General features: G+C 27.8%; 21 protein-coding genes. 5 read left to right on the forward strand and 16 right to left on the reverse strand.

Annotation, left to right across the window (positions count from 1 at the left end; translation table 11 throughout):
* Window positions 1-49: 49 nt before the first annotated feature.
* Window positions 50-253, reverse strand: coding sequence for a DUF1657 domain-containing protein (locus tag BN6774_RS10480; protein ID WP_066893359.1), 204 nt, complete (start codon window positions 251-253; stop codon window positions 50-52).
* Window positions 254-447: 194 nt separating this feature from the next.
* Here BN6774_RS10480 and BN6774_RS10485 point away from each other — a divergent pair, with 194 nt between their 5' ends.
* The 5 genes from BN6774_RS10485 to spoVAE are packed head-to-tail and all read left to right on the forward strand — an operon-like array spanning window position 448 to window position 3,390.
* Entirely contained in the window at window positions 448-654 is a 207-nt protein-coding gene (locus BN6774_RS10485; protein ID WP_066893361.1) for a DUF1657 domain-containing protein, read from the forward strand.
* Between the two features lie 12 nt (window positions 655-666).
* Window positions 667-1,527 (forward strand): DUF421 domain-containing protein, encoded by an 861-nt coding sequence (locus BN6774_RS10490; RefSeq protein WP_066893363.1) that lies wholly within the window; start codon window positions 667-669, stop codon window positions 1,525-1,527.
* 11 nt (window positions 1,528-1,538) lie between these two features.
* Complete coding sequence (gene spoVAC, locus BN6774_RS10495) at window positions 1,539-2,018, forward strand: stage V sporulation protein AC (RefSeq protein WP_066893365.1); 480 nt, start codon at window positions 1,539-1,541, stop codon at window positions 2,016-2,018.
* A complete protein-coding gene (spoVAD, locus tag BN6774_RS10500) occupies window positions 2,019-3,020 on the forward strand; it encodes a stage V sporulation protein AD (RefSeq protein WP_066893367.1) in 1,002 nt (333 codons plus the stop codon).
* Window positions 3,021-3,036: 16 nt separating this feature from the next.
* A complete protein-coding gene (gene spoVAE, locus BN6774_RS10505) occupies window positions 3,037-3,390 on the forward strand; it encodes a stage V sporulation protein AE (RefSeq protein WP_066893369.1) in 354 nt (117 codons plus the stop codon).
* 66 nt (window positions 3,391-3,456) lie between these two features.
* On the opposite strand, the gene BN6774_RS10510 is transcribed toward spoVAE, so the two are convergent.
* The 15 genes from BN6774_RS10510 to BN6774_RS10575 all read right to left on the reverse strand — a co-directional run bounded on the left by BN6774_RS10510 (window position 3,457) and on the right by BN6774_RS10575 (window position 23,062).
* Window positions 3,457-3,831, reverse strand: coding sequence for a hypothetical protein (locus tag BN6774_RS10510; protein ID WP_066893371.1), 375 nt, complete (start codon window positions 3,829-3,831; stop codon window positions 3,457-3,459).
* A 114-nt stretch (window positions 3,832-3,945) separates the two neighbouring features.
* A complete protein-coding gene (locus tag BN6774_RS10515; protein WP_066893373.1) occupies window positions 3,946-4,830 on the reverse strand; it encodes a DMT family transporter in 885 nt (294 codons plus the stop codon).
* 147 nt (window positions 4,831-4,977) lie between these two features.
* Window positions 4,978-5,142 (reverse strand): hypothetical protein, encoded by a 165-nt coding sequence (locus BN6774_RS18635; RefSeq protein ID WP_167349599.1) that lies wholly within the window; start codon window positions 5,140-5,142, stop codon window positions 4,978-4,980.
* A gap of 46 nt (window positions 5,143-5,188) precedes the next feature.
* Entirely contained in the window at window positions 5,189-5,980 is a 792-nt protein-coding gene (locus BN6774_RS10520) for an ABC transporter permease (RefSeq protein WP_066893375.1), read from the reverse strand.
* 4 nt (window positions 5,981-5,984) lie between these two features.
* Window positions 5,985-6,803: an ABC transporter permease gene (locus BN6774_RS10525; protein WP_066893377.1), complete on the reverse strand. Its 819-nt coding sequence runs from the start codon at window positions 6,801-6,803 to the stop codon at window positions 5,985-5,987.
* 3 nt (window positions 6,804-6,806) lie between these two features.
* Window positions 6,807-7,808, reverse strand: coding sequence for an ABC transporter ATP-binding protein (locus BN6774_RS10530; RefSeq protein WP_066893378.1), 1,002 nt, complete (start codon window positions 7,806-7,808; stop codon window positions 6,807-6,809).
* Between the two features lie 230 nt (window positions 7,809-8,038).
* On the reverse strand, window positions 8,039-9,334 hold the full coding sequence (gene uraA / locus BN6774_RS10535; protein ID WP_066893379.1) for a uracil permease: 1,296 nt from the start codon (window positions 9,332-9,334) through the stop codon (window positions 8,039-8,041).
* A gap of 169 nt (window positions 9,335-9,503) precedes the next feature.
* Window positions 9,504-10,466 carry a metallophosphoesterase family protein gene (locus tag BN6774_RS10540; protein WP_066893380.1) on the reverse strand — a complete coding sequence of 321 codons (963 nt, stop codon included), beginning with the start codon at window positions 10,464-10,466 and terminating at the stop codon, window positions 9,504-9,506.
* 250 nt (window positions 10,467-10,716) lie between these two features.
* Window positions 10,717-11,022 carry an AzlD domain-containing protein gene (locus tag BN6774_RS10545; protein WP_066893381.1) on the reverse strand — a complete coding sequence of 102 codons (306 nt, stop codon included), beginning with the start codon at window positions 11,020-11,022 and terminating at the stop codon, window positions 10,717-10,719.
* Window positions 11,012-11,794 (reverse strand): AzlC family ABC transporter permease, encoded by a 783-nt coding sequence (locus BN6774_RS10550; RefSeq protein WP_235829602.1) that lies wholly within the window; start codon window positions 11,792-11,794, stop codon window positions 11,012-11,014. The genes BN6774_RS10545 and BN6774_RS10550 overlap by 11 nt, the downstream gene beginning before the upstream one ends.
* A gap of 242 nt (window positions 11,795-12,036) precedes the next feature.
* Window positions 12,037-12,342 carry a hypothetical protein gene (locus tag BN6774_RS10555; protein WP_066893382.1) on the reverse strand — a complete coding sequence of 102 codons (306 nt, stop codon included), beginning with the start codon at window positions 12,340-12,342 and terminating at the stop codon, window positions 12,037-12,039.
* A gap of 89 nt (window positions 12,343-12,431) precedes the next feature.
* A complete protein-coding gene (locus tag BN6774_RS10560; RefSeq protein WP_066893383.1) occupies window positions 12,432-12,941 on the reverse strand; it encodes a ferritin in 510 nt (169 codons plus the stop codon).
* Window positions 12,942-13,224: 283 nt separating this feature from the next.
* Window positions 13,225-20,142 carry an NPCBM/NEW2 domain-containing protein gene (locus BN6774_RS10565; protein ID WP_066893384.1) on the reverse strand — a complete coding sequence of 2,306 codons (6,918 nt, stop codon included), beginning with the start codon at window positions 20,140-20,142 and terminating at the stop codon, window positions 13,225-13,227.
* A 300-nt stretch (window positions 20,143-20,442) separates the two neighbouring features.
* Window positions 20,443-22,173, reverse strand: coding sequence for a DUF4091 domain-containing protein (locus BN6774_RS10570; RefSeq protein WP_066893385.1), 1,731 nt, complete (start codon window positions 22,171-22,173; stop codon window positions 20,443-20,445).
* A gap of 49 nt (window positions 22,174-22,222) precedes the next feature.
* Window positions 22,223-23,062 (reverse strand): carbohydrate ABC transporter permease, encoded by an 840-nt coding sequence (locus BN6774_RS10575; protein ID WP_066893386.1) that lies wholly within the window; start codon window positions 23,060-23,062, stop codon window positions 22,223-22,225.
* Window positions 23,063-23,064: the final 2 nt, after the last annotated feature.

The raw sequence follows: 23,064 nt of genomic DNA on the forward strand, positions 1-23,064 counted from the left end.
TATATAAATAAAGACATCATATAGTTTAAAACTACATGATGTCTTTATTTTATTTATTATATTGGGGTTCTTGTTGCTTTACAAAATCAAGTCTTGCTTGAAGGGATTTTTCAACTCCATCCATTGTACTAGCCAGTTGATTAAACATTTGCTTTGCCTCTTCATTATCTGTATCTAAAGAAAAAGTCTTCATATCAGCTGCTAATCCTTTTGCACTTGCTAAAGCTGTTTCAAGTTTAGTTCCTGTTGGCATTATATTCACTCCCTATAAATTTATTTACTTATATATTTTTCTTCATTAAATTTTTAAATATTCTATATTACTACTATGAAATATCTTCCTTTTAAAACATTAATAATTATTTCTAGTAAGTAATGAATTAAAATTACTCATAAAGGTTAAAGTAAGCTAGTAAGGAATTTTATTAATATAAAGGAGATTTATATATGACTACTATTGCAAAAGTAAAACAAACCTTAGCTATTCTTAAAGGAGCTGAATCTACTTTGGAAATATACTCTATTCAAGAGAGAAATGAAGAAGCAAAAAATATCTATGCTGAAACATCAAAAGAAATTAATAAAATTAAAAAAGATTTAGAAAAAAGAATTAGCTTTATGGAATTTGAAGAACCACAATACAAAGGTAACTAAGTGAGGTGAACTATGAATACTTGGTTAATTATATTCTTTAAATCAATAGTTTTATTTTTTATAGCATTAGTTATTACAAAATATATGAAAAGGAAGACAATCTCTAGATTTACGCCCTTTGATTTTATTTCATACACAATAATTGCAATAATAATTTCTTTAATGTCTTTAAATTTAATAAATAACTTTTATTTTGGATTAATATCATTAGCTATTTGGACATTTATGCCTCTAATTTTAGATTATGCAGAAATGAAAAGTAAAACTATATATAATATCTTACACGGAAAAGAACGTGTTCTAATAAAAAACGGTAAAATTATGGAAGATAACTTATCTAAAGAAAGAATAACAGGACAAGAATTCTTACAGCAAATGCGTTCTAAAAGTGCATTTAATTTAGCTGATGTTGAATTTGCCCTAATGGAATCAAATGGTGATATAAATATAAGCCTAAAGGCTGATAAAAAGCCTGTTACTTCTTATGATTTAGGAAAAAAAGTAGCTCCTAAAACTGAACCACAAACAGTTATCTTAGATGGAAATATTCTAAATGAAGGCCTTACAAATGCTGGATTGAGCCAAGGATGGCTTACAACCCAATTAGAAGTTCAAGGAGTTACTCTTGAAAATGTTTTTCTTGCTCAAGTAGACTCTTCTGGAGATTTATATTTAGATCTTTATGATGATATGATACAAGTTCCTAAAGCTGAGGTTAAAGAAATGTTATATGCAAGTATTGAAAAATGTCAATCAGATCTTATGTCATATTCATTAGATACTGATAATTTAGAAGCTAAAGATATGTACTATAAAAATTCAAAAAAATTAGATGAAATACTAAAGAAATTAGAACCATACTTATTACGTTAGAAGGTGAAAATATGTCAAATATGAAGAAGAAAAAGATGACTCCTATACAACAACAATATGATTCATTAGTAAAAAGCATAGAACCTAAAAGGCCTATTTTTAAAAATTGTATTAGAGCATTTTTAGTTGGTGGCGGGATTTGTACAATAGGGCAAGGCTTCCAATGGATATTTATTAACTTTTTTAATTTTGATGAAAAGACTTCAGTATCTCCTACTTTGGTTTTATTAATATTTCTAGCAGCGCTATTTACTGGCTTTGGTGTCTTTGATCACCTAAGCCAATGGGCAGGATGTGGAACTGCAGTTCCAATTACAGGTTTTGCAAACTCTATAGCCTCTGCTTCAATGGAACATAAAAGTGAAGGACTTGTTCTTGGAGTTGCTGGGAATATGTTTAGACTTGCTGGAGCAATTGTTGTATATGGTGTTGTTTCTGCTTTCATAGTAGCTTTAATAAAAATGATTATAACATGGTTGGGGGTAATGTAAATGCTTAAAGGACATCAGTCTTGGATTTTTGAGTCTAAACCTACAATAATATCATCAGCTGCTGTTGTAGGACCTTTTGAGGGAAATGGAGCTTTAGCTAATGACTTCGATATTATTACGGAAGACTTATGGCTTGGCCAAGATAGTTATGAAAAAGCAGAAAAAGCATTTTTAGAACATGCTTGTCAAAGAGCAATTCAAAAAGCAAATTTAAAGAAAGAAGATATTAACTTTTTATTTAGTGGAGATTTAATGAATCAAATAATTTCAAGTAGTTTTGCTGCAAGAACTTTAGGAATCCCCTATTTAGGTGTATTTGGGGCTTGTTCTAGTTCCATGGAAGGGCTAGCCTTGGCAGCACAATTAATAGATAGTAATGCTGCAAAATATGTTCTTACATCTGCTAGTAGTCATAATGCTGCAGCCGAAAAGCAATTTAGATATCCAACAGATTACGGAGTTCAAAGACCTCCAACTGCTCAATGGACAGTAACAGGTGCTGGGTCAGCAGTACTTACACAAAATGGTAATGGCCCTAAAGTAACTTCTGCTACAATTGGCAAGGTTATAGATATGGGTATATCAGATCCTTATAACGTAGGTGCAGCAATGGCTCCTGCAGCTGTGGATACTATTGAAGCACATTTTAGAGATTTAAATATCAATGCTACAAACTATGATCTTATTGCAACAGGAGATTTAGGGAAAATTGGTCATGAAATGGCAAATGCTTTATTTAAAAAGCATAATATAAGTATGCCTATAGATATTTTTACAGATTGCGGTTTATTAATATATAAAAAAGAACAACCTAGCTTTGCTGGTGGAAGTGGATGTGCTTGTTCTGCCACTGTGACTTATGGGCATTTACTTAATCGTATGCGCAAGGGAGAATTAAAAAAGATATTAGTAGTTGCAACTGGAGCATTATTTTCGCCTATATCTTTTCAGCAAAAAGAAAGTATTCCTTGTGTTGCTCATGCTGTTTCTATAGAAATGTAAAAAGGTGTGATATATTATGGAAAAGTTTATTTTTGCCTTTATAGTAGGCGGTATAATATGTGTAATTGGTCAACTTATAATGGATACATTAAAAATAACCCCAGCGCATACGACATGTACATTAGTGGTAATTGGCGCAATTTTAGGAGGATTTGGTTTATATGATCCTTTAGTTAAATTTGCAGGTGCAGGAGCCTTTGTTCCTATCAGTAGTTTTGGAAATACCCTTGTAACAGCAGCAATTACTGAGGCTGAACAAACAGGATTTATAGGATTATTTAATGGACTTTTAAAAACAGTAAGCGCTGGTGTATCTTCTGCCATAGTTTTTGGATTTCTTACTGCTATGATTTTTAAACCTAAAGGATAATAATTTAAAATACATAACTAACCACCATTAAAGGTGATAAATTCACCTTCTATGGTGGTTACTTCTTTAAAATAATAATATAAGGTCTATTAATCTATTAGTATATATAATTAAATTTTCATACTTTAGCGGATTTAATGAAATTAAAATCCCATCTAAATTACTCTTAATATCCTTTAAATATTTTAGTAGATAAATTTTGCTATTAGTATATCCTAATATAAACTTATCATTTTCAAGACCTTCAATTATATTATCTATTATAGATCTTGATTTAATTGTTTTATCATTTATATACCTAAGCAAATCTTCAGTAAACTCAACTTTAAATAATATATTTTCTCTCATTTTTGATGTTGTATCTCTTAAAATATATATTTCATCATTTAAATCAACGTAGTTCTTTTTACCTATTATTTTTTCAATTAGTTTTCTATCCAAAGAAGTCTCCTTTTCTATTAAATTACTTTTAATATAATTTTAATGTTATTGAGGATAATTTTCAATATAATAAGTTTAAAAATAAAAAGTGCGCAATTTATCGCACTTTATTATTTATTGAGTAATATGTTTTTCCTTTGCACCTGATTCTACTGCTAAATATGTAATAGCTATAAAAATAATTAAACATCCTAAAAGTTTCGGTAAATTAAGAGCTTCATTAAAAATTATTATTCCACTAATTACACTAGTAATTGGCTCAAATAAAGAAAATATAGCTGCTGATGTGGAGCCAATAATAGATACTCCTATTTGGAATGAAACTATTCCAACTATAGAGGCTAATACCGAACAAAGTATCATTAAAATATAAGCTTTTAATGGAAGATTGACTTCAATATAACCTCCTAAAATATTACCTACTAGCATTTCTAAAGAAGCAAAGGTAACTATGTAAAAAGATAATTTATAAGGATTCATTTTTACTAACCCTTTTTTATCAAGCCATAATATGTAAAAAGCATAGGTTACTCCAGATATTAAAGCCATTAAAGCTCCTACTATATTACCACTACTTTTTGTATCCATAAAAAGTGCTACTCCAATAAAAGCTAATATTAAAGAAATCACTTTTCCTTTACCTAATTTTTCATTAAAAATAAACTTGCAAGCTAAAGCAACAAACATTGGATATAAAAAATGTAGCGTTGTTGCAGCTCCTATTCCAATATATGAATAAGAACTATAAAGCAAAGCAGTAGTAATTGCAACTCCTATTAAACTTAAAACAAAAATATCCTTTAACTCTTTCTTATTTGCTTTTAAGGGGATTTTCTTATACTTTAATATTAAAAATAGAAAAGGAATAGCAAATAAATTCCTATAAAAAGTCATGGATAGTGAGTTATTCCCCAATCCATAGGTTATACTAGCTAAAGCAGGTGTAAATCCAAATATTACTGCAGATAGAATTGTAAATAAAATACCTTTAATTTTCATTTCATCGCCTTCTATTATTAAATTTTCTACTAATTCCTTGTATATTTTACTATATTATTATATAAATTTCATCCTTTATGGATATAATTTATTATTTTATATAAAAATAAGGACTATAATATTTTATAATCCTTATTTTTTCATTAACTATTCATCACTACAAACACAAAACTTATTTTGAAGTTCTACATATTCTTCATTACTTAAGCTATCTAAATACTTTATATAGTGCTCTTCACTACAAAATAATCCTATTTTATTTTCAAAGTATTTTTCATTTAGCCCTTTTTTACAATACATGCATTTCTTCATTTTATCACCTTCTTTTTGCTACATAAGCTTATTAATAATAGTATAATCAATTGCCTGAACTTTCATAAGCACTTATCCCTCTTAACCATATCATATATGCAATAATTATTGATAGTATAGATATTATGAAGGTTAGTAATATTCCAGTACTAAAGCTTCCCTTCCCTAAAAAATAAGCACCTGGATAAAAACCTGTAAATGCAAATGGGATAATAAATGTTAATAAACCCTTAATTGCATTAGGATATATACTTATAGGATACTTTGCAAAACTACTTAGTTGATAAACCATAAATAAATAACTTTGTGCAAATTTTACCCAAAATGCAATAGATGTTACTGCAAGCTTTATGGCTGTATAAATTAAGGTAGAACACAAAATAATAAATATAAAAATTACTATATTAAAAAAGTTGAAACTTAAGTTAAGCTTAGAAATAGATAAAGTAACTAGAATAATGCCTACTATAATTTCGCCTATACCATCGGGTTGAAATCTTTCTGCTATTACTTGAAATAATGGATTTAGAGGCCTTAATAAATATCTATCAAATTCTCCTCTAACTATAGTTTTCCAACTAAAAATCCATAAATAATCTGTAAAAACATGATCTATTCCCCTAGGTATCTGAGCATACCCATAAATAAATAATATTTCATAAAAGCTCCATCCTTCTAAGTTAGGTATATTATTAAATATCAATTTAATGAACACTACCCCTGTTATTTGAACTAATAAAAAGCCAATAATTCCAAGGATACAATCACCTTTATATTCAATTAAGGATTTAATATATTGTTTCATAAACTTTATATATAACTTTATATATCTTTTCATAATTCTATCCTCCTAAAATGACTAAATGCTTAATTAATTTCTTCCAAATCACTTTAGAAATAAAAGCTAAAATAACTATCCATATAAATTGAAGCATTAAAGCATTAAATAATTCCTTACCTGTTATTTTTCCAAGGTATATCATTGTAGGAGTATATATCATTGAACTAAAAGGTAAAAATTTAAATATTCCTTGCGCCCATATTGGAAAAAATATAATTGGTATTAACATTCCAGATAATAATTGCATTATGGCCCCCATTATCTGAGTAAGTCCCCACATATTTGTAAGCTTAAAAGACAATAAGCCAAAAGAATAGCTATAATAGAAATTTAATAATATCCCCATTATAATACTTACAAAGTATCCAATTAAACTAAATATAGATAATGATATTTCATTTAAATAACAATAAACGCTGACTCCCATAAACCCAATAATAAATATAAGAACAAAATTAAAAAGTACATCACCCAAAGCTTGAAATAACATTCTTTTTTGATAATTTATTGGTCTTATAAGATTTATAGCTATAGATCCATCCTTTACTTCTGATGCTACTCCATAACTAGTATCTGTCCTAATTAATGAATCGGTTAAAAAGGATATTAAAACATATACTACCATTTCATTAAATGAAAACCCATTTAATACACTATTTGAAGAGCTTTTAAATATTGCATTCCAAAGAAAATATGTTACTACAAGCATAATTGAATCGCCAATAACGAATACAACAACATTAGCTTTATATGATAAATTTTTTTGAAATACATTTATAGCAAATGGTTTATAAAGTTTAAGCTCTCTTATAAAATTCATTTGCTACACCTCATTTCTATAAATTCTTTTTATTATGTCTTCTACACTTGTCTCTTTTACTAAAAAATCTATCACCCTATGTTCTTTCATTATATGAAACATAATGTCTGAAGAAGAGACCTTATTTTTATTGAAATTAACAACAAGTTTCATATCTTCCTTTATAAAGTTTAAATCTTCAGTATTTAACTTTAAAATTTTATTTAAGTTAATTTTAGATAAATCAAATTGTTTTTTTATTTGAATTTCTAGTGTAGTCATATATCCATATTTGTTTTTAATATCTTCCAAGCTACCATCATATAGCTTTTTGCCGTTATCAATAATTATTATTCTTTTGCACAATTCTTCAATATCATTTAAATCATGGGTCGTTAATATTATTGTAGTGCCATAAATTTCATTAATCCTTTTAATAGCCTTTCTTACATTTTCTTTTACAACTACATCAAGTCCTATAGTTGGTTCATCTAGATAAATAATTTTAGGATTATGAATCAATGCAGCTGCTAAATCAGCTCTCATTCTTTGCCCTAATGATAAGGTTCGCACGGGACTTAATAAAAAATCCTTTAATTCTAAAGTTTCATAAAAAAAACTCATTCTTTCTTCATAATCTTTATCAGAAACCTCATAAATATCCTTTAGCAAAGAAAATGTTTCAGACAAAGGCAAGTCCCACCATAGTTGAGTTCTTTGACCAAATACTACACCAATATCTTTAGCATTCTTTTCTCTATTTTCATAAGGAATGATTCCATCAACAATAACACTTCCACTACTTGGAGTCATAATACCAGTCATCATTTTTATGGTTGTTGATTTTCCTGCTCCATTTGCACCAATATATCCAACAATTTCTCCATCCTTAATATTAAAGCTAATATCGTCAACTGCTTTTTTTATAATATATTCCTTAGAAAAAAATGATTTTATAGCCCCTTTAAATCCAGGATATTTTTTCTTAGTTTTAAAGCTTTTACATAAATTCTCTACTTTTATCATCCTTGTTCTCCTCTTTAATTTTCTTAATATAGATCCAAGGAAATACATTTTATTACTTTAAATCTATTATTACCCACTGATTATACTATAAAGATAAAATTAATTATATATTTTAATTGAATTTAAATAATCTTTGTATAAATATAAAAAAGTATTGTATAAATGCAAAAAAACCTAAAGAATAGATTTTTAACATAATCTATTCTTTAGGTTCTATTCATTTTATAATATTAATTTTCAGCTTCTTCGTTCATGATTCCAAGCTTATCAAATATTATAAAAGCTAAGTTTAAAGCTATTCCAACTACAGTTGCAAGTCCCATACCTTTTAATTCTACTACACCTATACTTAATTTAATTCCACTTAAGCCTATCATAAAGATAACTGATGTAAGTATTAGATTTCTTGATTTTGAGAAATCTACTTTTTCCTCTATAAAAGTTCTAAGACCTGATGTAGCAATTGTACCAAATAATAATATACTAACTCCACCTATTACAGGAGTAGGAATTGTACTTATTATGGCTGAAAGCTTACCTGAAAATCCTAATATTATTGAAAATATTCCTGCACCACATATTACATATACACTATATACCTTTGTTAGTGCCATAACCCCTATGTTTTCACCATACGTAGTAGTTGGTACTGAACCAAACATACCTGAAATCATAGTTGATAATCCATCACCTAAAAGTGATCTATGAAGTCCTGGATCCTTTGCTAAATCTTTACCTACTATACTACTAGTAACCTTTAAGTGTCCTATATGTTCTGCTATCACTACGAAAGTAGCAGGAAGTATAGTTAATATAGCTGTCATATCAAAATGAGCTAATTTTATTTTAGGTACTGTAAAGAATCCTGCATTAGCTATAGAGTTGAAATCTACAAGCCCCATAAAACAAGCTGTTATGTAACCAACAACAACACCTATTAATATTGGAATTACTTTTAAGAATCCTCTTAATAATACGCTACTTAATATTACTGTTAAAAGCGTAACCATAGAAACTATTACCCAAGTTGTATTAAGCTCTGGTGAATTCGAACCCCCAACTGGAAAACCTGCCATGTCAGCTGCTGTAGTCGCAAGTTCTAATCCTATTATAGTAACTATTGCTCCCATTGCTGCTGGTGGAAATAATTTGTTAATCCAGCCTGTCCCAGTATAACCTACTATAATTGCAACAATTGAAAAGACTAGTCCAGAAATTACAAATCCACTTTGTACAGTTTGGAAACTATAACCTTCACTAAATAATAGGAATGTTGGCGCTAGAAAAGCAAAACTAGATCCTAAGTACGCTGGTATTCTTTTCTTTGTTATAAACGCATAAAGCAGTGTACCTATTCCATTGAAAAATAATACCGTTGTTGGATCAATATTAAATAAAATTGGAACTAAAACAGATGATCCGAACATTGCAAATAAATGTTGGATACTTAATGGAATTGCCCTCTTCATAGGAACTTTTTCTGTGACATCAACCATTAGAATTTCATTTTCAGATTTTTTTGACATAATATTATCTCCCTTCTTAGTTTCTCTGAACTAAATTAAAAGTATTTTTATAAAATATATCACTTTTTTCGATAAAATACAACATATTTCTAAATATAAAATCACTAAATAATTAAGGAGCTATTGCTAACGAAGTTTTATTCGCTAATGCAATAGCTCCTTAAGCTATTTATCTGTTACTATTAATGATTTCTTTAGTAAATATCCATTGCTTTTCTTTAAAATCTCTTCCTTTAATAGTAACATTACTATCATTTACTTCTATATAAACTCCTTTTATATAATTGGACTCTCTAATATACCCACCTTTTGCATTAGAATCAGGTATAATTGTATAATGAACTGCCCCTGTATTTACTATTGTAAAAGTGTTATTTAATAATACACTATCTTCAGTTAAATTCCTATGAGTATGAGATGCAAACATTACTACTTCTGGATATTGTGATAATATTATTTTTATTTCTTCACTTTGTTCAACACCAATCCAAGAACTATTTCCATAGTCTAAAGGCTGATGTAAAAATACAAATATAGGCCTTCCTTTTTGATAATTTTCAGCTAACTTTTCCTTAAACCACTCTAGTTGCTCATCAGAAATGAATGCAGTTATTGAGTTTAAGGTTTCAGAATTACCATCTTCAGACCCTAAAGATATAAAATGATAATCTTTTATCCATATATCATGATAAACCCTTTCCTCTCCAGAAAACTTAATATATTTATTTATAAACTCTTTAACTTGTTCTTGTGTATTAACTTCAATATCATAATTAAAAAATTCATGGTTACCAATATTTTTAATTATTGTTTTCGGCAATAAATCCATATTTGTATGTAAAGTCTCTTCTACCGATTCATATTGTTCATCTAAACCTTGATCTACAACGTCACCATTTAGCACTAAAGCATCCATACCTGAGTTTATTGTAAATAAATCATTAATTGCCTCTTGAAAATGATCAATATTTTCATGAATATCTCCTAATACAGCAAAAGAAAGATCTGAATTTGAAGTCGATATTACTGTTGTGTTCTTAGGTATTGGTTTAGGTTTATTCATGTATATAACCAATATTGCTCCTATAATAATTGTAATAGTTGTAATGACCATAAATTTTATTTTCTTCATTTTTATCACCCTTTATTAATTAGTTCATATTAAACTACAGATTACTAATATTTCTACTATAGTATAAAATTAAAGTATAATTATAATTCTATACAAATCTATAGTAGCACTTAAAGTTAACTTTAAGTCAAGAAATTTGAATATAAATTTTATTGTATTTTTTATGATATATAAATTAATATAGTATAAAGGATGTCCAGTAGACATCCTTTTAATTCACAATAATTTAAAATATATGTAAATAACATATCTATATAAAAAGTTCTATTATAAAAATAGAAATACAAGATGATAATGAAACTCTAACTAAGCTTTTTCCCCTATAAGCCACAACTATTGCTACTATTAATCCTCCAATTCCTGACAATACACTATCAGTTGAATTAAAAATTTCCGGAAAAGTCATGACTGCTAAAGTTACAAATGGTACATAATATAAAAAAGACCGTATTGTTTTATTTTTAATTTCTTTTTGTATTAAAGTTATAGGAAGTAATCTAATTAAATAAGTTACAAGTGCCATAACTAAAATATATATGTAAATATCATGATTCATTAATATCCTCCTTTAACGGGAATAATATAGCTGCTCCCCCTGCAATAACAGTAGTTAATATAATAATTCTAAAACCTGATGATATTTCATTTAGTATTGGAAGCTTTGTAAATAAAAAGCTAAGGGCCATAGAAATAATTACTACTGCTAATATTATTTTATCTTTTTTTGCCGGTGGAATTATTATTGCAATAAACATCCCATATAAAGCTACACTTAATGCACTTAGAATTCTAGGCGGAAAAATACTTCCCGATAACCCACCTAATAATGTTCCTATGGCCCACCCTGGTATAGCAGCACTAAAAACTCCATAATTGTAAAATGGATTTAATTTTCCTTCTATACAAATTGAAACTGCAAATATTTCATCTGTTATACCTGTCGCAATTAGAAACCTATGTATTAATGAAGTATTCTTATCTAACTTTTGAGATAAAGAACATGACATAAGACAATATCTTAAATTAATAACAAGTTGAGTAATAGCCATTTCTATATAGCTGGAAGATACAGCAATAAGTCCAACCCCTGCAAATTGCCCTGCTGATGTAAGATTAGTGATAGACATTAAAACTGATTGGAAAACAGTAAGTCCTGAGTTTTTAGCTGCAATACCAAAAGTAAAGGATACAGCAATATATCCAAGCGCAATAGGAATACCATCCCTAAATCCTTTTTTAAAATAAGTACTTTTATCTTTTTGTTTTAAATTTTCTTCTAAAGTTAACTTTTCGAGACTATCATTTAAATAGTTCATCTTTCTTTCCATATTAATATTCCCCCTCTTTCCCTGAAAATAATACCAATTTCACTATATATTTTTTATACTAAGATGAATGATTTGTTCTCCTTTTCTATTCTACTTATTTCATCTAATAAAAACCTAGTCTCAATTATAACAATTATTTTAGATGAATTTATAAAATTATTAACTAAATATAAAAGTAATAACTTCAAAAGATTTTATTTTATAAAAATTGGTGCTGTCACCAACAGCACCATTTCTCTTAATTATTTTATTTCTATTGTTTTTTCATATAGAAATAAATCTATATTTACTCTTGTTACATTATCATCTTTTTCTATATTGACAAAGTTATTTAAGAAACTAGGGATTTCTTTCTTTATATCATCTAATCTTGAAATGTTGATATTATTAATTTTTTCTTCCATTATCTTTCCTACAGCTAAGTTTCCTGATAAAAGTATTCCTACTATAGCTATAACAATAGCTAATTTAGCAACTTTTTTTATTACTGCAAATATAAATCCAATTATAACTATAATTCCAATTATAATAATTAAGTTATTATCCATTAATTACTCTCCTTAACATATATTTTAATATTAGTTAGATAATAAAATATATATAAAAAGAAGTCAATAACTGACTTCTTTTTATATAATTACTTACTTGCATCTGATGTATAAACTCTTGCAGCTAATTCATCATCCATTAAATAAAGCCCTGCTGGATTATCTTCAATTCTTCTTACTCTCTTTACTAATGAATTAAAGCTATTTTCTTCTTCAACTTGTTCATCTATAAACCATTGTAATAAACTAATAGTTGAATGTTCTCTTTCTTCATAAGCAATATCAGTTAATTCATATATTTTTTTAGTAACTAATTGTTCATGTTCATAACCCTTTTCAAAAACATCAATTATTCCATCGTAATCTGCTTTAGGTTTCTCTATTTTCTCTAATATAACTGATCCATTTTTTTGATATACATAATCATATATCTTCATAGCATGATCTAATTCTTCCTTTGCTTGAACTCTAAAGAAATTAGCAAATCCACTTAAATCGATAGATTCACAATATCCGGCCATAGCAAGATAAGTGTATGAAGAATAGAATTCAAAATTAACTTGATCATTTAATGCTTTAGATAACTTTTCACTTAACATAAAATATGTACCCTCCTTATATAAATCATATCTCTCTAATATTTTATACCATTTTTTATACTTTTTACAATAATTTATTAAATAAAATTCACACATTAATTAAATATAAATATAATAATAAACTTTATTCAGATATCTTAAAATTATAAAAATTACTTCACAAAACAACCTATTTAATTATCTAATAAATTTTTTAATAAATAATTTTTTTTATTTTTAAAAGAAAAAAGAGACTGCAAATCAATCATTGCAATCCTTTTTTGCTAATATTGTAAACTTCTAATTACTTTAATTCACTCTTAAAGTAATCAAGCATGAATAATGCTGTACTAACTTCTTGATCTGTTTCATCTTGATTATTGTATATAGCACTTGCATACTCTATTCCATATAAGAAGTTATTCCATCTTACATCTTGATAGCTTCCTTTTTCTATTGCTTTAGCTTCGTTAATTTTCTTTTCAAGCTCTACTTTGTTTTCTCTAACAACTAAGTTTTTAGATGATTCATTTATTTTGTTTAATATAGAATCTACTTCTTCTTGTGTAGCTTCTTTGTTAGCTAAAACTTTTTTACCTTCTTCTATTAATGCTTTATGTGAAGTAATAGCATCTTTGAAGTAATGTAATTCATTTAAATCACTATTTTGGTTTATAGCTTCTTCAAGGCTTGTAAAGTCTGTTTTTTTAGTTAAAGCACTTACTGCATCTTTTATAGCTTTTACAGCTTCATCTATTACAGTTTGATCTTTTGAAGTTAATGTTTCTTCACCTTTAGCTATTGCTTCTTTTAATACATTAATAGTTTCTTCTGTGTAATCAGTTAAATCTAAAGCTTTTGCTTCTTCTAAAGCTTTTACTAATTCTGTTCTATCATAATTAGCTACTTTTAAGAATCTAGCATTTGCCCAGTCTGCATGGTCCCAAGTGTTTCCGTTAGTAGATGTTTCAACTACAAGTTTTAATTGTTTTGAGTTTCTAACATCTACTGTTAAACGTTCCATTGGTGTATTTGACTTCATAACATCTGTTTGAGCTTTTAATACTCCATCAACATATACTTTGAATATAACACTTGAGCTAGTATTTCCTGCAACTTGTTGATCTATACCTACCCATGTGTCAAATACATCATATCCTTCTGAATTATAAACAATTTGTGAATATGAGTGAGTACCTATACCTGTTTTGAAAGTTTTAACCTCATTATTTTCATCTAATAATCTTATTGCATTACCGCTTACAGCTTTATTTTTTCCTATGCTACCTGATCCTATGCTTGCTGAGTTCCAATTTAAACTTGATAATTGAACTTCATCTTCAACAACTGCCACAAATCTTGTAAAGTCTGAAGTTAATCCATCACTATCAGTTACAGTATAAACAATTGTAAATACTCCTGATTTTCCTTTTACAAAGTCTGAAGATTTTACTGTAATATTTTTAGTTATATCTCCATCTTCAAAGTCAGTAGCTTTTAATCCATTCATTAAATCTACTTCTTCATCCATTGAGTATACTAAGTTATCTCCAGTTATTGTTGGTTTAGATTCCATAGTGAATAATTTTGCACCTGCCCAATCACCATGGTCAGCATCTGTTCCGTTACCAGCATCTGTTATTACTAATTTTAACTCTTTAGCACCTTTAACATCTACTTTAACGTACTTTTGATCTGTATCTCTTGTCATAACTCCACTATTATATTTTTCTACACCATCTACATAAACTTTAAATTCAATTGATGTTAAGCTAGAATTTGAGTTTCTATCTCCACCTATATATGATTCAAAGTATTCATAGTCTTTTCCTTCTAGATCATATACATATTCTGAATATGCATGTAAACCTAATCCCTTAGCATAAGTAACAGTATCTTCTCCTCTTTTTAAAGATATTGTTCCTCCACTTATACTCTTATCTTTTCTAACTGTTCCCCAACCATTCTTTGTTGATGTTGCAGTCATATCACTTAAGTATGTTTTATTAGCTACTACATTAACTTTAGTTTTAGCACTGTATACTATTCCACCTGATCCTTCTACAAAGTAAACTACTTCATATTCTCCAGTTCTAGATGTGTTAACATTAGATTCTACTTTTACTGAATCTACAATTGAATTTCCTTTCATATCCTTAGCTACAATATAAGATTTAGCATTAAATTCTTCACCTAATCCTATAGTTATTACTGGATTTACTGAAATTGTTGGCTGAAGAGCTCCAACTTCTATTTCATCTATTGCATTTAATTTTATATCATATGGAGTTACAGTATATACTGCATCATCATCTAGGTTAGAACTTGTATCAACAAAGCTATCATTATAAGCAAATCCTATATATTTTCCATCTTTACGTATTTCATATCCTAATAGATTATTTTTATTAGCTTCATCTATTGAGAATACAAGTTTTACATTTCCATTTGAACCAACTGTTTTTACTGATACATTTACATCTTCTGTAAATCCATTACCTGTATAATTAATTGCTTTATCATTTATATAGTAAATTTTCTTATCTGGTTTTTCATATTTAGCTGATATTTCTGCTTTAGCTTCATCGCTTAATCTTATACCATGTCTTTCGAAGAACTCAGTTAAATCTAATTGCATTGCATCAGATGCTGCTACAACCCATGACTTATAGATATCTTCTCTTGTCTTATTTCCATAGTTATTTGCTCTGAATTGTTGTTCAAACTTACCATAGAAAGTATTGTCATATAGGTATAATTGCCATAATGGAGTTATTTGTGCTAAATCTGTTGAATCATCTACATTATATAATGCATTATTAGAATAATCATCTAATCCAACCTTTGGATAAATTCTACTCCAAACATCAAATTTTGTTAATCTTGTAGTACCTTCGTATTTTGCTCCAAAGAATAATGGCATAATATTATTTGTAACTTCAGCTATTGCTCTTCCAGTTGTATCAAAGTTATGACCAAGTTCATGCATTGTTCCCCAGCCTACATCAGCTCCAACTATACAGTTTTGGTTACCAGGTCTTATTCCAATTATACCAGCATGAGCATTCATAAATACTCCACCAGTAAGATTTTTCATCATTGGCATTATTCTAAAGTTATAATCTGAGTTTATTTCACTTGATCCATCAAATCCCCAGAAGCCCATTGCCTCTCTAACTATTTGATCCCATCTTTCAGCTGTGTATTTAGGAGTTTTATTATTTTTTGTGTACCAATCTAAAGCATAAGTAGCTTGTACTAAACCTAATGATTTTTCTCCACTAACTGCAAATACATTTGGTGTAGTTGAAGGATTTTCTTTTATTTTAGCTACATAAGCTTCTAACTCTTTCATTACTTCATTTTCATCTGATTTACCAAGTACGAATACAGGATATTTCTTAGCTCCTTCTATTCTTACCTTTGGTGCTCTTGTTTGACTATCGCTATTATAATTTGTAAAGAATAGTTCTCCACCTTGGATAGTTCCAGATAAAATTCCATTTGACGTTGCATCTATTGTTGGTATAGTTATTACATTTTTACCTTTCTTTAATTGGAAAGTAGTTGCTCCACCATGTTGTGTAGCAGCTTGTCTATATAATAATGTTGGAGTTGGTTCTCCATCTTCTACATCAACATATACTGTGATAACATCTCCAGCTACAGCTGACATACCTGTTACCTGCCAATCTTGGAATCCCCACATTTTTCTATTATTAGTTTCAGCTACAGAGTTTCCTCTCATTTCTAATTCCATTACATCTTGTTGTACTGGATTATTTAATACTTCTTTAGCTAAATCTATTATTTCTTTAAATTTACTTTCATATAATGGATGAGTTTTTGCTGTTTGTTCTAAAGCATTTATTTCATTTAAGCCATTAACCTTATCTGATATAGCACTCATTGTTCCATCTGTAAATAATGAATCTACAGAATTCCATACTTCATCAGATTTATAGAACATTATTTCATTTAATGTTGCTGAGTTTTGATCTGACTTTTTGAATTTAAATTTAATTCTCTTAAATTCTGTTTCATTAAATTTAGCTTCTACAAGTCCTGAAACTTTGTTATATGATCCTGTTGCAATTAATTGATATGTATCACCTTTGCTTGTTGTAGTTCCATATATTTCAACTTCTGTTGCAAAACCTTTTAAATCACTTTGTCTTGAACCATAAACTACTCTATCAAATTTTACTATATCATTAAATTCAACTTCAACTTCATTTGTAAAGCTACCGCCATTTAAACTTCCTGTTTCCCAGTAAGTAGATAAATCACCATCTATAGCATTTTCTATTTTTTGGCTTGCATATTGTCCACCATTAGTTTTTATGGATTTTATTTTATCTGATGATATTCTATATAATTTGTTATAATCATCATTTTCGTTATAATCTACTTTTGACATATTTGCTTTTGTAGCTTCTATTGTTTTATTTTCTACTACTATTTTAGCATTGTCGATTGATTCCTTTAATTCATTATATAAAGGATGTTCTTTAGCTTTTTCTTCAAGTGCATTTAATTTTTCTGTAGTATTAAACTCTTCACTTACTTTGCTTAAAGTATTGTCTGTAAATAATCTATCAACAGCATCTTGCACATCATCTTTTGTATAGAACATTATTTCACTTAAGCTTGCCCAGTTTTGATCTGAGTTTACAAACTTGAATTTAACTCTCTTAAATTCTGTTTCATTAAATTTAGCTTCTACAAAGCCTGAAACCTTGTTATATGTTCCTGTTGCAACTAATTGATATGTATCTCCCTTACTTGTTGTTGATGCATATATTTCAACTTTTGTTGCAAATCCTTTTAAGTCACTTTGTCTTGGTGCATATACTACTCTATCTAATTTTATTGTATCTTTAAATGTAATTTCAACTTCGTTCTTGAAAGTATTGCTATTTCCAGTTGCTGTTTCCCAGTAAGTGCTTAAGTTACCATCTATAGCATTTCCAATTACTTGATCCCAATACTTTCCGCCATTGTTGCTTATTGATTCTATTTTATCTCTTGATACTTTAAATAAGTTATTATAATCTTCATTTTCAACATAAGAAGCTTTTCTCATACTAGCTTCTGTTGCTTCTATTTTCTTGTTTTCTAATACTATTTTAGCATTTTCGATTGATTCCTTAAGTTGACTATATAAAGGATGAGTTTTAGCTTTTTCTTCAAGTTCATTTAATTTTTCTATAGTATTAAATTCTTCACTTACTTTGCTTAAAGTCTTGTCTGTAAATAATCTATCTACAGCATCTTGTACATCATCCTTTGTATAGAACATTATTTCACTTAAGCTTGCCCAGTTTTGATCTGAGTTTACAAACTTAAATTTAACTCTCTTAAACTCTGTTTCATTAAATTTAGCTTCTACAAATCCTGAAACCTTGTTATATGCTCCTGTTGCAACTAATTGGTATGTATCACCCTTACTTGTTGTTGATGCATATATTTCAACTTTTGTTGCAAATCCTTTTAAGTCACTTTGTCTTGGTGCATATACTATTCTGTCTAATTTTACTGAGTTTTTAAATGTAACTTCAACTTCATTATTAAAAGTACTATTATTTCCTTTTGAAGTTTCCCAGTAGCTACTTAAGTCCCCATCTACAGCATATTCTATTTTTTGACTTGCATAATGTCCACCATTATTGCTTATTGATTGTATATTTTCATAAGACATTCTATATAGATCATTATATTTTTCATTAGCTACATATGAAGCTTGTCTCATAGTAGCTTCTGTAGCTACTATTTCTTTGCTTGAAACTACTGCTTTAGCATCTTCTATTATTTGTTTAAATTCATTATATAATGGATGGTTTTTAACACTTTCTTCAAAAGTATTTAAACTTTCTAAGCTATTAAACTCTTCACTTACTTTAGTAAATGTATTATCTGTAAATATTGTCTTTACTTTATCTGAAGCTGAATCTTCTTTGTAGAACATCATTTCTGATACTGTTGCTGTACCTGAATTTTTAAATACAAATTTAATTCTCTTGAATTTCGTTGGATTAAATTTAATTTCTACCATATCTGCTGTTTTGCTTGCTGTAGCACTTGTTACTAATTGGAATGTATCTCCTTTAGTTGTGCTCGATGCCCAGATTTCGAAATTTTCTGCAAACCCAACTGTATTCCATGCAGATCTGTATGCTATTCTATTTAAAACTGTTTCATCTCTTAATGTAAATATTAATTCATTTTTAAAATCATTTGTCGTATGCTTACCAGTTTCCCAATATGTATCTAATTTTCCATCTATAATTTTGCTAACAGATACACTGTCTCTTAATGAGCCACCTGTACTAGTTAAAGTTTGTATATTTGAATTATCCATTTTAAATTCTTTATCATACGCTTCTCTATTTGACGAGTAGTACGTATCAAACTTTGAAACTGTTGCTTCACTAGATTCTATTTCTATTTGATTTAATAAACTTCTTGCATTTTCAATATTTTCTTTATATTCTTCATATAATGGATGTTCTTTTAATTCTAATTCTAGGTTGTCTATAGCTTCTTTATTATTAAACTCATCTGAAACTTTTGACATTGAATTATCAGTAAATAATCTATTTGCTTTATCTAAAACCGTATCTTCTTCATAGAACATCATTTCTGATGCTGTTGCAGTTCCATTATTTTTAAATCTAAATTTAATTCTCTTAAATTTTGTTGGATTAAATTTAATTTCTACAACATCAGCTGTTTTAGTTGCTGTTGCTTCTGCTACTAATTCAAAATCGTCTCCATCCTCTGTTTCAGATGATAATATTTCAAAATCTTCCGCGAATCCAACAGTATTCCATGCTGATCTATATGCTATTCTATTTAATGTGGTTTCTTCTTGTAATGTAAATGTTAATTCATTTTCAAAATCATTTGATGTATGCTTACCAGTTTCCCAGTATGTATCTAAATTTCCATCTGTTATATTAGCAGTAGATACATTATCTCTTAAAATTCCACCACTACTTGTTATATTTTTTATATTAGAATTATCCATTTTAAATACTTTATCATAAGCATCTTTATATTTTGAATAGTAAGTTTCAAATCTTGAAACCTTAGCTTCGTTAGATTGTATTACTTCTGAATACTTTACATTGTTTACAGCTGCAAATGCCTTTATATTTGGCACTGCAGTATTGATTGTTAGTGCAGCAACTATTATAGCCGCTATTTTTCTCTTGTTCATTTTATCCTCCTTGTATAATACAAATTTTTAATATATATCCCCTATAAAAAGTATTAAATTATAATCAATAAAACTTAAAAACCAAAATATTATTTATACTAAATTTAATCTAAAATATCTTCCCCTAGGATAATTTTGACATTTTATATGTTTTATGATAATAAATGCCCCTTATTTTGTCAATATTAAAATTGAATTTAATTTTTAATTAAATTCAAAAAAATATCGATTTAATTTATCATTACATTAAAAAAACTCATAAAATAATACTTTAAAAGTCTTATTTCATGAGCTTCATTTTTAATTATTTAACAATAATTTTTTTATTAAAGAATTTCTTATATCAATATATTTAATATATTCTTTAGAGTATATTAATTTTATCTTTCTCTCTTTGATATATTTCATATCTTCTTTCTTACCAAGTAACTTCTCCATTTCATTCATTATATCCTGCTTTGAGACACCACTATTTTGTATATCTTTAAATAAATTAAAATCTTGTATTCCAAATCTAAAGTTCTCCCATCTTACTGAAGTCATTGGTTTAAGATCCTTTCCTGGATATACAAAAAACATATCTCCTGCATTCCATCTAGGATATTTAAACCTAATATCCTTTAAAGGGTTAGTTGGCCATATTGCATATGCCCATCTTAAAAAACCATCAAAATCTAAATAATACGTAAACCATCCCTTAAGTCTACTTTCAATTAGTTCAGATTTAATAAATATATTTAAATCTTCAGGGAAGCAACATGAATACCAAGTAAATCTTCCACCTTTTTTATTTGCTTTTTCTCTTATTTCAGATAATTTATCGATTGTTTTAATAGCTTCACATGTATTAAGTGAAAGACCTTGTATGTTTTCTCCAAAGTTTTCAAAAAAGCCTTCATCATGAATAGCACATTTGAAATTAACTTTATATCCTTCTATAGCTGATTCTATTAATTTTACAGACTCCTTAAATAATTCAGGGTTATTAGGTTCATCACTTATTATTTTAACTTTATCCCATAATCCTATTTCTACTAAATGATTAAATACTATTGAAAGGTAATCAATAAATTCATCCTTTGATCTTATATAATCAAAACATTCTTCTTTTTCATCATAATAACTTATTCTTATTGGATCATAATAATCATCTATGGGATTACCAAAAGAAAAAGCATCCCAGTTACCTATAATACCAAATATATTTATTTCTTCGCTTATTCCATGCTTCAAGCATATATCTATATACCTATCAAAGGATGAAAAGTCACATTTTATATTTCCACATTTATCTTTTGATACTTTAACAATATTAAATTCATAAAGATTTGAAGCATTTTCTTCAAATTGATAACATCTTTGACCTGCCCATGGATAATCTGAAATAATAAGATTTATTACTTTTTGCCCTAAACCAGCTAACTCTTTTATGTAATTATCTATAATCTTAAAGTGCTCATTAGAAAAATATTCTACTTCATAAGCTCTGGCCCAACTACTTAAATGTTGCCATAAATCTAAGTAGAAAGATCCTTCTTTAATTGGCTTCATTACATAATCAATAACCTTAATATTAATATTTTCTGTAGCAATTAACTTTTCCTTATCATACCCCTTTGTATAATAAGCTCTTATTTTCAAATTAAGCTCCTTCTTTAAAAATTCCTTTGGAACCTTTAAAGAAACCCAAATCATTTGATATCCTTCTTCAATAAATAAAGATTTGTCCCTTAAAATAGGATCTCCAACTAAGCTTCCATCATCATTTTTAACATATCCCAAAAAGCTCATATCTAATATTTCTTCGTATCCTGAAATATCTATACGAATTTTTTCATTAAGTCCTTTCCAATGTATATTTCTATTTTTTTCAAGAGTACAAAAGAAAGGCATATCTCCTTTTATTAGTATTTGAAAAGCAAAAATTTCTTCTTTTAATACTTCTAAGTTTATATTTTCATAATTAATTAAATTCTCTTTACCTTTTATATGTTTTAAAGAAGAATCTAAAATTTTTAAATCTATATTCATACTATTTCTCCTTACTAAATATATTTTAACCAATTAATAACGTATTAAATTATTCCTTTAATCCACCCGCAGTAAGACCTTTAACAAGGTATTTCTGTATTAATAAAAATAATATAAAAACAGGTATTACTGAAAATAAAGAAGCTGCCATCATCTTATGCCAGTAGGTTTGGAAAATTGATTTATAGGATGTTAATGCTACTGATAATGTCCTCATTTCTGGTTTCGTTATAAAGGTTTGAGCAAATAAAAGATCATTCCAAGATACTATAAAAGCAAAAAGAGCTGATGTTATAATACCTGGCGCTATTATTGGCATTATAATCTTCTTTATTGACTGTAGTCTGGTGCAACCATCTATCATTGCAGCTTCTTCTAAATTTTTAGATATTCCATCAATATATCCATATAAAAGCCATACAGACATAGGTAAAGCAAAAGCTGTATTAGGAATTATAAGTGAAGTGTATGTATTTAAAAGTCCAAGCTTTGTAATTATTTTATACATAGGAGCAATTAAAATTACCGCAGAAAACATTTGTGTAATTAACACTAAAAACATAAACAATTTTTTCCCCTTAAATCTAAATCTAGATACCCCATATGCTGCAAAAGTACCTAATACAGTAGATAAAAGCATAGTACTTAAGGAAACTATAAGGCTATTTATAAAAGCTTTCTTTATATTTCCTTCCCCATTCCATACATCTTGAAAATTTTCCCACTTAAAAACCTCTGGTATCCAATTAGGAGGCCACTTAGTTACCTCTTCATAAGACTTAAATGAATTTGACACCATTATAAAAAATGGTGCTATCATAAGTCCAATTATTGTTACAGTTATTAAAGTATTTATTATTTTTATTATAATTTTTTTATTAATCTTCATAA

This window comes from Clostridium nigeriense, assembly GCF_900086595.1.
Taxonomy (GTDB): Bacteria; Bacillota; Clostridia; order Clostridiales; family Clostridiaceae; genus Clostridium; species Clostridium nigeriense.

Coding starts and splice junctions, on each gene's coding strand:
- BN6774_RS10480 (WP_066893359.1), bottom strand. CDS start 253: ATGCCAACAGGAACTAAACTTGAAACAGCTTTAGCAAGTGCAAAAGGA.
- BN6774_RS10485 (WP_066893361.1), top strand. CDS start 448: ATGACTACTATTGCAAAAGTAAAACAAACCTTAGCTATTCTTAAAGGA.
- BN6774_RS10490 (WP_066893363.1), top strand. CDS start 667: ATGAATACTTGGTTAATTATATTCTTTAAATCAATAGTTTTATTTTTT.
- spoVAC (WP_066893365.1), top strand. CDS start 1,539: ATGTCAAATATGAAGAAGAAAAAGATGACTCCTATACAACAACAATAT.
- spoVAD (WP_066893367.1), top strand. CDS start 2,019: ATGCTTAAAGGACATCAGTCTTGGATTTTTGAGTCTAAACCTACAATA.
- spoVAE (WP_066893369.1), top strand. CDS start 3,037: ATGGAAAAGTTTATTTTTGCCTTTATAGTAGGCGGTATAATATGTGTA.
- BN6774_RS10515 (WP_066893373.1), bottom strand. CDS start 4,830: ATGAAAATTAAAGGTATTTTATTTACAATTCTATCTGCAGTAATATTT.
- BN6774_RS18635 (WP_167349599.1), bottom strand. CDS start 5,142: ATGAAGAAATGCATGTATTGTAAAAAAGGGCTAAATGAAAAATACTTT.
- BN6774_RS10520 (WP_066893375.1), bottom strand. CDS start 5,980: ATGAAAAGATATATAAAGTTATATATAAAGTTTATGAAACAATATATT.
- BN6774_RS10525 (WP_066893377.1), bottom strand. CDS start 6,803: ATGAATTTTATAAGAGAGCTTAAACTTTATAAACCATTTGCTATAAAT.
- BN6774_RS10530 (WP_066893378.1), bottom strand. CDS start 7,808: ATGATAAAAGTAGAGAATTTATGTAAAAGCTTTAAAACTAAGAAAAAA.
- uraA (WP_066893379.1), bottom strand. CDS start 9,334: ATGTCAAAAAAATCTGAAAATGAAATTCTAATGGTTGATGTCACAGAA.
- BN6774_RS10540 (WP_066893380.1), bottom strand. CDS start 10,466: ATGAAGAAAATAAAATTTATGGTCATTACAACTATTACAATTATTATA.
- BN6774_RS10545 (WP_066893381.1), bottom strand. CDS start 11,022: ATGAATCATGATATTTACATATATATTTTAGTTATGGCACTTGTAACT.
- BN6774_RS10550 (WP_235829602.1), bottom strand. CDS start 11,794: ATGGAAAGAAAGATGAACTATTTAAATGATAGTCTCGAAAAGTTAACT.
- BN6774_RS10555 (WP_066893382.1), bottom strand. CDS start 12,342: ATGGATAATAACTTAATTATTATAATTGGAATTATAGTTATAATTGGA.
- BN6774_RS10560 (WP_066893383.1), bottom strand. CDS start 12,941: ATGTTAAGTGAAAAGTTATCTAAAGCATTAAATGATCAAGTTAATTTT.
- BN6774_RS10565 (WP_066893384.1), bottom strand. CDS start 20,142: ATGAACAAGAGAAAAATAGCGGCTATAATAGTTGCTGCACTAACAATC.
- BN6774_RS10570 (WP_066893385.1), bottom strand. CDS start 22,173: ATGAATATAGATTTAAAAATTTTAGATTCTTCTTTAAAACATATAAAA.
- BN6774_RS10575 (WP_066893386.1), bottom strand. CDS start 23,062: ATGAAGATTAATAAAAAAATTATAATAAAAATAATAAATACTTTAATA.